Source organism: Pseudomonas sp. GM55, assembly GCF_000282395.1.
Lineage (GTDB): Bacteria > Pseudomonadota > Gammaproteobacteria > Pseudomonadales > Pseudomonadaceae > Aquipseudomonas > Aquipseudomonas fluorescens_CC.
This window is the reverse complement of record NZ_AKJJ01000064.1, coordinates 63,737-69,736: the sequence shown is the minus strand read 5'-3', so window position 1 is coordinate 69,736 and position 6,000 is coordinate 63,737. Positions and strand designations below refer to the sequence as shown.

The 6,000-nt window shown below is 60.8% G+C and carries 6 protein-coding genes; 2 read left to right on the top strand and 4 right to left on the bottom strand.

The features are described 5' to 3' along the window. Positions 1-92: 92 nt before the first annotated feature. The 3 genes from PMI31_RS18220 to PMI31_RS18210 all read right to left on the bottom strand — a co-directional run bounded on the left by PMI31_RS18220 (position 93) and on the right by PMI31_RS18210 (position 3,373). Positions 93-2,012 carry a tyrosine-protein phosphatase gene (locus PMI31_RS18220; RefSeq protein ID WP_008019705.1) on the bottom strand — a complete coding sequence of 640 codons (1,920 nt, stop codon included), beginning with the start codon at positions 2,010-2,012 and terminating at the stop codon, positions 93-95. A 286-nt stretch (positions 2,013-2,298) separates the two neighbouring features. Beyond that, on the bottom strand, positions 2,299-2,805 hold the full coding sequence (locus tag PMI31_RS30950) for a hypothetical protein (protein WP_008019703.1): 507 nt from the start codon (positions 2,803-2,805) through the stop codon (positions 2,299-2,301). Between the two features lie 121 nt (positions 2,806-2,926). Then, positions 2,927-3,373, bottom strand: coding sequence for an anti-virulence regulator CigR family protein (locus PMI31_RS18210; RefSeq protein WP_008019702.1), 447 nt, complete (start codon positions 3,371-3,373; stop codon positions 2,927-2,929). Positions 3,374-3,713: 340 nt separating this feature from the next. Here PMI31_RS18210 and PMI31_RS18205 point away from each other — a divergent pair, with 340 nt between their 5' ends. Further along, a complete protein-coding gene (locus tag PMI31_RS18205) occupies positions 3,714-3,950 on the top strand; it encodes a hypothetical protein (protein ID WP_008019700.1) in 237 nt (78 codons plus the stop codon). Between the two features lie 190 nt (positions 3,951-4,140). Next, positions 4,141-4,884 carry a hypothetical protein gene (locus tag PMI31_RS18200; protein ID WP_008019699.1) on the top strand — a complete coding sequence of 248 codons (744 nt, stop codon included), beginning with the start codon at positions 4,141-4,143 and terminating at the stop codon, positions 4,882-4,884. Between the two features lie 34 nt (positions 4,885-4,918). On the opposite strand, the gene PMI31_RS18195 is transcribed toward PMI31_RS18200, so the two are convergent. Next, positions 4,919-5,722 (bottom strand): hypothetical protein, encoded by an 804-nt coding sequence (locus tag PMI31_RS18195; protein ID WP_008019698.1) that lies wholly within the window; start codon positions 5,720-5,722, stop codon positions 4,919-4,921. Between the last annotated feature and the right edge of the window lie 278 nt (positions 5,723-6,000).

Below are 6,000 nucleotides of genomic sequence, written 5' to 3'. Positions count from 1 at the left end.
AGTCGCCGTTACCCAAATAATGGATATGTACTCAGTCAGACCGCCATCGTCGGAACGCCGCCCGGAGCAGGCTCGCCCCCACAAGGACCCCGTCAGAACAGATAGCTGGCCTTCAGCCCGCCATTGAAGCCATGGCTGTCGCCGCCACCGCTGGCGCCAATTTCTGCACCCACGCTCCACGCTCCCAGGTTGGCCATGACATTGACGCCACCGGTGAACTGGTCACGGTTGTCGAAGGCGGCTTGCTGTTCAACGTCCAGGCCCAGCAGGTGCCCTTCACTGTCGGTTTCAGGGTCGCCCAGCACATGCTCGTAGCCCACTTGCACCCCCGGCACCACTTGCCAGGCGCCCAGGCCGACCGGTGCAAATGATGCGTTGAGGTTGGCCACCGCGCTTTTGCGGGTTTCGTGGATGCCGTCGACATCCAGGGCCAGCTCGCTGCCTTTTTCCTGGAAGCCCGACAGGTTGACGTGGCTGACCCGCACACCGAGGCTTGGCTCGAGGGTCACGCCGTTCACCGGAACGCGGTAACCCACTGCCAGGGTCGCGCCGGTGAGGTTGCCATGACTGTCACCTTTGGCCGTGCCCAGTCCGCCACCGAGTTCGCGCTTGCTCGAGTAATCCAGGTAGCCGGCGCTGGCATCGGCATCCACGAACAGGCCACGTTCCAGCCCGTTGGGTGCAAAGCGTGCGCCGACACTGAAGAAAGTCAGGTCGGTATCGGCCTCGCCTCCGGCGCCACCGACATTGCCGCTGCTGTAGCCGAAACCGGCATGGGCGCTGAGCTGTTCGGAAAAGCGCTGGGTCAGGCCGACCATCATGCCCTGGCTATGCTCGTTGCTGCTGGAGGCGTCAGATGAGCCGTCGGTGCCCAGATACCCCGCCAGGGCGGTGCTCCACAGGCGATATTGCCCAGTCTTGAGGTCGATGCCGCTGGTGAAGGGCGCGGCGGCCTGTTCGATCATCGCGCCCTGGCGCAACAGATAGCTGGCAGCGTCGGCATGTACCTGACCGCCGACGGTGGACTCGACACCCCCGAGGCTGCGCGCATCGATGGCCGACTGCAGGTAATAGTTGTAGGCGCTGTAGCTGCCCGACAGGTTGCTGTTCTGCAGTTGTTGCATCAACTGCGCGCCGGCGGCGGCGTTGCCGGCCAGGTCTGCCGCGCCAGGCAAGCTGTTGTAGAACACCATCTTGCCGCGCAATACGTAGATTGTTTCCTGGGACAGGCCGAGGCCTTGCTTGAGGTAGTTATCCATCGTGCCGTACTGCGCGGTCACCTGGTCCAGACCGGCCTGCAGGTAACTGGCCTCCACACCGATCAGCGGCGCATAAATGGTTGCCATGGCCGATGGCATCGCCGCCAGGGTCGCCTTGATACGAGCAGCCGTGTAGTCGTTGGTCGCCAGGTAGTTGCTCATGATGGTGGCATCGTCGACCCCGGCGATGCTTTGCAGCACAGCAGCGGTCCAGCCGGTACGGTCCTTGCCGGCGGTGCAATGGAACAACGCAGCGCCGTCGACCGCGGCCAGCTCATTGAACAGCTGGTTGAATTTGCTGCGCATCCCCGCGTTCCTGACGAAATCACGGTTGGTGTCCTGCATCATGGCGGTGGCTTCGGCGGCGCTGTGGAACGCGACGTTGGTGACGTTCGCGCCAGACGTGGAGCCGCCGATGATGTCGATGTTGGTGTACGTCGCGCCCGTGAGCATCGTGTCGGGCGTGGCGGCGATCTCGCTGGGCGTGCGCAGGTCGTAGACAGCCTTGATGCCCAGGCCGTTCAGGGTTGCCAGGTCCGCCGCCGACGGGGTCAGCGCGTTGGAGCGGTAAAACACTCCGCCACGCAGGGTGCCGTCATTGGCCGTGGTGTACGCGGTGGCAAGACCGGCGACATCGCGGAAGTTGTCGATGCTTTTCAGGCGTGGGGTATTGAGGGGGACCGTCTCGGCAGCCTGCGCGGCAGCGATGGACAGGCTCAAAACGGACAGCGAACACACAAGTCGTTGATACACAGTGCAGCCTCATTGAAATCGCATTGGGCTGACTAATATCTACATTGAAATGACGCTGAACATGACAAATCGCCCGCGGACGCAAATCACTGCGCGATGTGTCCGGGTGGCTCGTTTTCTGTCCGTGCATCGCCTGTTGCGCAGCCGACCTGGGTGCCGGAAATGAATGATATGCCGGTTGGGGGGAGCGAGCGGCGCAATGGCCTGTGACCAAATGGCAGTCGCAAAAAACCCGCCTTTCGACGGGTTCTTTGTTTTTCTAAAACTGATTTCTACAACCGCGAACTCAATGGGATTTTTTCGAGGTCGACAGTCCGGCTTTACTCAAGCCCTTTGTGTTGTGATCACCTGGCTTCGAAGCCGAAATGGCCCTGGCCTTGGCGATACCGCGAGTATCCTTGGAATGGGCGATACCTGAGGTCGTGGTGCCACGCCCGTTATCGTCATTGCGCTCACTGCCGAAATGGTTCCCGCTGAGGCCATGGTCGCGCACGGATTTGCCGGCATGGTCGCTGTCCAGCCCGTTGCCGCGGCCGTTACTGCCGGAGTGGCCTGTACCGTCGTGTCCGCCACCCATGCCACCGCCGTGGCCAGCGCCGTTTCCGCCACCGTTCCCACCACCATGTCCGCCGCCGTTTCCGCCACCGCCGCCGTTTCCACCGCCACCGCCTCCACCGCCGTCCTTCGCATAGGCGGAACCCATGATCGACAGGCCATCAGGAAGTAACGGGGCGGCTGCAAGCATCATGGCGCAGGACATTACAGCAACGAGACTCTTGTTTTTAAAAAGCATGATTGCTTCCGTAGGAGGTTGAGATCGCGTGACTTATGACGCGATATCCCTCAGACAGTTCAAGTTGTCACGACAGACGGCTGCAGTACCTTGAATCAGCAGGAAGACGACCTTCCACAGGTTAATCAAACGCACCGTCGAGAATCTCATAAATGACCCCGGTGGCCAGCGCTACCAGGATCAAATCCGTACCGACTTGCTGCCACTCGTAACCATCATAGTGGGGTAGCCTGCCGACCAGTCGGCCATCCAGTTTTTTGGCAATGCCGGGTGGAAGCGGCTTGCCTCGGGCGAGGTTCTTTTGAATACCCGGTGGCAAGGCCGGCCCGGGGCTCCAGTAGCCCGTATTCCCGCCAATGATCTCGAGCACGCTGCCACGATTGATGCTCGGGCCATTGCTCCACTCGCCGCCGCCGGAATTCTTGTTCTTGTTGCCATGACTGCCCTGATTGCCATGGCTTGCCTTCCCGTTGCCCTGGCCGTTACCGGGATCAGCCAGCGCCGTCAGCGGGCCGCTGACCAGAGTCAAACAGGTAATCGCTGCAATCAATGATCGAGACCTGAACATGAGTCACTCCTTCCTGGCGGGAATATTCCCTGAAATTTAGACGCTGTTGACGAAGTTGGTTCCATCGAGGCACAGAGCCATAAACCTTCTGCGCTCATCCGCTCGAAGCCAGGTCTCACGTCCGGGCATTCGCCGTAACCTTCTTCGATGTGAATCCACGCCTGATACGTCGCAGATACTTCAATGCCTGGCGCTGTTTCCCGATTGTTACCTCAGCGCCTCAGTTGTCACTTCTGCGCCGCCGAACGGGCCAATAGAGTATGGCCGTCGGTGTGGAACAGGGTCGTCGACTTGTCGGCCTGCGCCGACACCGATCCCCCCATCACGGAAGAGGTGAATCATGAGTTTCGTCAAAGTGGAAAAAAACCAGAGCAGCGCCCCGTCGGAAGCCGACATGAAAAAAGCCATGGTCGAGTCGGGCGGCAAGCCGGGCGAGGTCACCGGGACCAACGCCGCCCGCACCCTGACCTACACCGGCGTGGTCAATCACACGGTGTACGAGAACAAGCTGATCGAGATCGCCAAGGGCAAACGCACCAGCTGGAACTTCGTCTGGGCCGGTGCCCAGGCCGCCTGAGGTCAAGGCGGGGCGGCCGATCGGCTGCCCCGCTGACTCAGCCCCTGATACAACCCCGATACCCGCTTGTAACGCCAAGACACTTAGCCGCCCTGCCCCTCGCCCCTAAAGTGAAGCCGTCAATGGACTGTAGCGCCAGGCGCCAGCCGCCCATTGATTGCCCAACACACCACCAAGGAAGAGGGAAACCATGAGCAAATCAATCGCTGTCAGCCAACAGAGCCAGCAGCTTCACAATGATGTGCAAGAAGCCGTCAAGTCGATCATGGGTGCAACGCCAACACAACTGAAGGCGGCTGATTACGGCCGGGTACTGAGGTCAGCCCTGGCGGCTTCGCAAAAAACCGTCACCATCGAAATCGCCGCTGGCGACCTGACGCTGCTGAAGAAGTCCGGCTACAAGCTGTGCTTTGCCAAGAAGGTGGGTGACGCCGACTACAACGTGGTCTGGCAGTCCTATGACGCTTACCTGAGCAACAACGAGTTCAGCTGGACACCGCAGTATCAGCTGTTCGCCTCCAACGTGTTCAAGGAAAACGTGCAAGTCAAAGTCTCGACCAACATCGTCAACATTGGCCTGGGGCAAACCTCAACACTCGATCCAAGCGGCCTGCTGAGCTCAGCAGTAACCGGTGGCCCGGAAACTTCCCTGAGTTTCGTGAACAACTACGCGCCGATTCATCCGGGGGTCAACCAGCTGTCCACCGGCATCGATGGCAACCAGGTCAGTACGCCGATCTACGTGGCCGTAAACCCGGTCGTCACCGGCAATACCGTGCTGACGCCGGTGGAAACCATCCTCGTGTGGTTCGAACAGAACGTACAGACCAGCACCATGTTCAGTACCTCACGCTCCAAGGCGATCGAAATCGACCTGACGTTCGATAACACCGCAGGTCGCCTTTACGAAGGCGGTCAGTGGAAAACCGTGTAACCGTCATGCCGGGGCAACCTTGCGGTTGCCCCTTTCACTCCTCGTTGCCCGCTGTGGTGAAGTAACCCGTCAGCGAGCGACAGATCGACTGCGCGAGGTCCTCCTGAGTGGCGATGCCATAGGGTCGATCACGATCGAACTGCGCCGACCAGCGAATCCGTCCCTGCGCCACCTCCACCAGGCGCAATGACGCTCGCACCCGCGAAGGCTCGACCCACACGCTGCCCTCCAGGCAATAGCTGCAACGCCCGCCACGCTTGAAGTCCGGTACCGGCTCACTGTTGCGTGCCACCCGCATCAACACAGGATTGGTCCCGGTCTGCGCCTGCTCGAACGACTCGAACAGTCGGCAGCTCAACTCCTCGCACAAGCCCCGGGTAAAGTCATCGCCATCGCGGGTGAGGCAGGTAAACGGCTGGATCTGGACCACAGGATGGCGAGTGCCGACGGCCTTGGGCCGCAGCCGCTGATAGGTCAAGCGATAACACCCGGGTGGAATGCTCAAGCGCACCGGGTCCTGCTGGCCGTTGCCGGCGTAATGCGCTGCGAGCTTGCGCCGCAAGCGCCCCACCTGCACTCGCACCACCGGATCGTCGCCCGTGCAATACACTGCCGGGTCACGACGAAACACCGCGATGCCGATGGCGTGTTCGGTCAGCGGCGTATTGCAAGCCTGAAGGTCGTGCTCGACCAGAAAGCGCAACAGACTGCCCATGCGCCTGGACTTGGCAAACAACGGGCTGGCCAGCAACAGCGCCAGCACCCGCTCGATTTCTTCCCGATCGAGCGGCACGGGAACCCCCGCCGCAGCCGAATCGGCCATGCTCATGATCACCATCGCCTGCCTCCGTGCAGGTTACCGACAGGAATGGATGTCGTACTCCGTGATTAGCCTTGCAGCGTGAGCCAGGAAAGGGCTCGGGCACTGCAACGACCAAGCGTAGCAGCCGTGTCGATATCGGCAGGCAATTGCGATGGTAGCAACCCGCCATCCGACGAACGTTCAATCTTGACGCTTGAAAAATTTGCGGGGCTTGTTCCTTTGTGGCGAGGGAGCTTGCTCCTGCCGGGCTGCGAATTGCAGGGCGAAGCAACGTGGTACAGGGTGCGAAAATA